This is a genomic window from Duganella sp. Root1480D1 (assembly GCF_001427305.1).
In the GTDB taxonomy this organism is placed as follows: domain Bacteria; phylum Pseudomonadota; class Gammaproteobacteria; order Burkholderiales; family Burkholderiaceae_D; genus Rugamonas.
In genome coordinates, this window is sequence record NZ_LMFZ01000031.1 from 1 (window position 1) to 4,386 (window position 4,386).

A 4,386-nucleotide genomic window follows, 5' to 3' on the forward strand; every position below is an offset into this window, starting at 1 on the left:
CTTCGATGTTGCGACCACGGGCGTGTACAGCACCGATTTCGATCCGCCATCGGCCAACGATCGTGCGCCGGAGCTGCAGTTCATTGCCGACCACACGGTTGAAGAGGGCAAGCAAGTGTCCTTCATCGTCGAGGGCAGCAGTGCCGCCGGCAAGCCGGTTGCGCTGAGTGCCGCACCGCTGCCAGCAGGCGCGCGCTTCACCCAGCAGGCTGCCGACCCGCAGTCGCCGGGCCTGGCGCGCGGGGTGTTCGACTGGACCCCTGCCACCGGCAGTAAAGGTGACTACGTGATCGCCTACACCGCCAATGATGGCACCCGCACCGCGCAGCGCTCCGCGGCGATCACTGTTACCGCAGCTCCTGTCACCGCGGGGCCAGCGCTGCCGACAATTGTGTCGCCACTGCCAGGCGCCCATGTTGGCCAGGCAAAACCGACCTTGTCGGTCATGCCGGGTACCAAGCAGGATGATCCAACGACCAAGCTGCAGTTTGAATTGTATGCAGATGCTGGCCATGCGCAGTTGCTGGCCACCGCCCTTGTTGATAAGACGCCATTCACTAGCGATTCCGGTGGTGCGGTGGTTCCAGTGGCAACCAATTGGACGGTGCCACTTGACTTGGACGTGGCAACCAAATACTGGTGGCGCGTTCGTAGTTCCAATGGAACGTTGTACAGCGCATGGGTTTATGGCCGCATCGAGAATCCGGTCGTCAACGACGATCTGCTTCCGTTTAACCTGATCAGCCCGGCACCAGGCGCCGAAGTGTCCAGTGTTTCGCCAGGATTCACCTGGTTCAGGACTGGTCCGAAGCAGACCGGCTTATTGGGCGGAACGTACTATACCTTCACGATCTACAAAGATGCGGCACTAACGACCGTGGCTAAATCCGGCTCGGTGATGGCCGACCCAATGAAGCATGAGCCGTCCGATAATGTCGCCAGCGGTGGTCTGCAATTTAGCACGTTGACTGACAACACCACGTATTACTGGCGTGTTGCTGCAACGGCCAATGGCATCACCCGTGTGTCCACAGCAAGGGCGTTTACTGTCCGCACGAGCAATAAGGCGCCGGCCGCGCCGAAGCTCAATATGCCGTTGGCTGGCAGTGTTCTCGGTGCGAATGGCGTCACCCTGTCGGTGACTAATGCTTCCGATCCGGAAGGCGCACCGCTGACTTATTTGTTTGAGATCGATAGCGCCAAGACCTTCGATTCAGCAGCCAAGCGGGTCTCGGCCCCAGTCCCGGCAGGCAGCAGCACTACTGAATGGGTGGTGGATAATCTGCAGGAAAATACCAAATACTGGTGGCGTGCCAAGGCCAGTGACGGCAAGGCGGAGTCTGACTGGGTCCGCGGTGATTTCCGCGTCAACCTTGCAAATGATGCTCCGACCGTTCCGGTATTGAAAAATCCAGGCAATGGTGCGTGGACTTCTCAGTTGCAGCCAACACTGGAAGTGTTCCCTGCACTTGATCCGGAAGAGGGTGCGCTGCGCTACGAGTTCGAGTTGTACAAAGATGCGGGAATGACTCAGCTGGCAGGCGGAGGCATCTCCAACAGTACCGGCTTCATTGCGCCGGCATCGCTGCAAGACAAATCATCCTACTGGTGGCGCGCACGGGCAATCGATGCCGAGGGTATGAGCAGTGCCTGGAGCGTTCCATCCCAATTCATGATTCAGTCGGGGCCGGTACAGCTTGCGCCGCCACTCCTGGTATCGCAGGCGCGACGCGGAACGATGTCGAAAGAGGTGGTCTGGGAGGGGCTTGATCCGGAACGCGAGCAGCTGGTTTCACTGTACTACGGCACTTCCCGCGGCGACTTCGTCGGGACGCCGATTGTCGAGGGTTTGCGCCAGGCACGCGGCGCCACTGGCGGCCGATACACCTGGCAGGCCGATGGCCTCACCCAGGATCCGCCACCGGCGGGCGCCTACAATATCTTCATGGTGGTGCAGGACGGGCAGTCCGTCTCGAAGGCTTATGCTCCCGGCTCGCTGGTGTGGTGGACCCCCATGCCAGCGCGAATTCAGTCTAGTTTCCCGGCCGTAGTGTTCGAGGGCGCGTCTGCCACCTTTAGCCTGACGCAGACGATTGCCGCCGGCAAGGACGTTGCGTACTCAACGTCTGGCCCCGGCTATCTGGGAGGTTATGATTTCGTGAAAACTGCCACTTCCGGCAGTATCGCGATGACGCTTATTTATCCGTACCAATGCAGCAAACAGGTCTCACCCCCGGCCAATTCGTTCTTCGCATATTCCGAAGATCCGCTCCTGGCCGGTCGTACCGTCACTGCGCAACCTGGCAGCATGATGTTCACCACGTCTAATACCGGTGACGAAACCTTACGCCTGTGCGAGATGAAAGTAATCGCCGAACGCAAGATCGATGCAAATCAGTCCGAGTTCACGGTCACTGGTCGCCTGAGCAATCTTGGTTCCGCGCTGAAAGGGGCCGTCGCAACGCCTTTGCCGGTACTGGACGGGCAGATGCTGAATGCTGGTGTCACTGCGGCCTCCGGCGTGCTGACATTCGGCGCGATCAACAGCATGGAAACCGGATCGACGCCGGCGACCGTTACGGTACGGGCCCGACCCGGTAATGCCGGGATTGTCGCGATCATGCTCAAAGGGTTGAAGTGGAGTGTGCAAGTTACGCGCTGAGATAACTTGCCAGCGCGTATAAAATTTTCTTTTTGGTAATTAAATTTGGTAAAATGCAAGCAAGCAGTCATGCAGGGTGCGAGAGGATCATGCCAAGTATGACTGCGACGCTGCCAACCTTCCTCGACTAAAACTCGGTAACGGCGGAAATAAGCGTCAAGGAAATCACGCTGCAGGACCGCCAAGAGATCGTGCCAAGCGCGACTTATGAAACCGACGTGCCTAATGCAGTGGTGGTGGTGAGCGAACGCCAAGCACCACGAGCCGAACAAAAGCAACTATAGCTTGACGCGCCCAACGATACGAAACAGCGCGGGATCTGGTGTCGGCTCTCGCATCAGGTCTGTTAGTCGGGCGAATAATCCGATCGTTTGGGAATTCTCGATGGGAGGGCTTTCTATTGCTCTTGTTGAGACGACCTACAAGGCTTGAATAGATCGGATTATCTCTTCCGCCTAAGAGACGAAATTAATTTTTTAGAATAATGATATATAGCTGGTCGCGTCGTGCGCTTCTTGGAATTGCCGGGTCAATCGTTCTGGTTTGTACTTCCTCCCTCCACGCACAGGAAACCTCCTGCGCCAAAGTCAAAATCGAAATCAAGCAGGAGTTGACACTCGAGCGGCAGGCTTTTGATGCGACCATGCGCATTACAAACAACGTTGACGGTGACCAGATCTCCGACATCAGCGTGACGATGCGCGTGACCGACGAGCTGGGGTTGCCGGTCGCGGTGACCTCCAATGCCAGCGACACCACCGCAAAGTTCTTCGTCCGCATTTCGAACCTGGATGGCATTGCTTCGGTCGATGGCACAGGTGTCGTTCAGCCGAAAACAACCGCCACCATCGACTGGCTGATGATTCCTGCGCCTGGTGCGGCGGGCGCAACACCTTTCGGCAAGAAGTACCTGGTCGGCGCCACCCTCAAGTACAAGTTCCAGGGCGAAGTGCAAACGCTGGAAGTCGATCCGGACGTGATCACCGTCAAGCCGCTGCCTTCGCTGACGCTGGATTACTTCATGACCCAGGATGTGGTGGCCGACGACCCGCTGACACCAATCATTGAAGCGGCCGAGCCATTTACTCTCGGCGTGCGCGTGAAGAACACGGGCCTGGCCAAAGCGGCCAACCTGGCCATCGATTCGGCGCAGCCGAAGATCGTTGAGAACAACCAAGGCCTGCTGATCGGCTTCCAGTTGCTGGGCAGTTTTGTCGATGACTCCCCTGCGCAGAATTCCCTGCTGATGAAGTTTGGCGATATCGCCGGCGGCACCAGCAAGATGGGCCGTTGGATCATGCAGACCACGCTGGCCGGCAAATTCACCGCGGAGCCAAGTTCTCGCACGCCGATGAACTGGGCGGCTCGCTGACCTCGATCATGCAGGCAGTGAACGCGCATATCCTGCTGCACGATGTGCGCGTCGATCTGCCGGGCCGCGATGCGGTGCGCGATTACCTGGCACTGGAACCGACCGGCGTGAAAGTGTTCGAGTCCAATGGCCCTGATTCCGATGTCACGGACCGCAGTGCTGCAGCCACCCTGGTGGTCGGTCCAAGCGCCAACGGTGTCGATACCTATACGCTGAATTTCCCTGCAACGCCGGGCTTTGCCTATGTGCGTCTGAAAGATCCGTATAGCGGCACCCGTCCAATTGGCCGCATCATCCGTTCCGACGCCAAAGTCATGGCGCCGGAAAATGCCTGGCTGTCCAAGACCCGTAA

3 protein-coding genes are annotated in these 4,386 nt (G+C 58.3%); all 3 read left to right on the forward strand.

Annotated features, from left to right (window positions below):
• On the forward strand, positions 1-2,662 hold a 2,662-nt coding region (locus ASD58_RS31695; RefSeq protein ID WP_200951646.1), incomplete at its 5' end, for a hypothetical protein.
• 643 nt (positions 2,663-3,305) lie between these two features.
• Positions 3,306-4,034, forward strand: a complete 729-nt coding sequence (locus ASD58_RS20820) for a hypothetical protein (protein ID WP_057263145.1) — start codon at positions 3,306-3,308, stop codon at positions 4,032-4,034.
• An 8-nt stretch (positions 4,035-4,042) separates the two neighbouring features.
• The coding region (locus ASD58_RS20825) for a hypothetical protein (RefSeq protein ID WP_156401413.1) at positions 4,043-4,386 on the forward strand (344 nt) is incomplete at its 3' end.

What these genes read in the sequence shown, in the direction of transcription:
- ASD58_RS20820 (WP_057263145.1), top strand. Translation starts at nt 3,306, where the DNA reads ATGCGCATTACAAACAACGTTGACGGTGACCAGATCTCCGACATCAGC.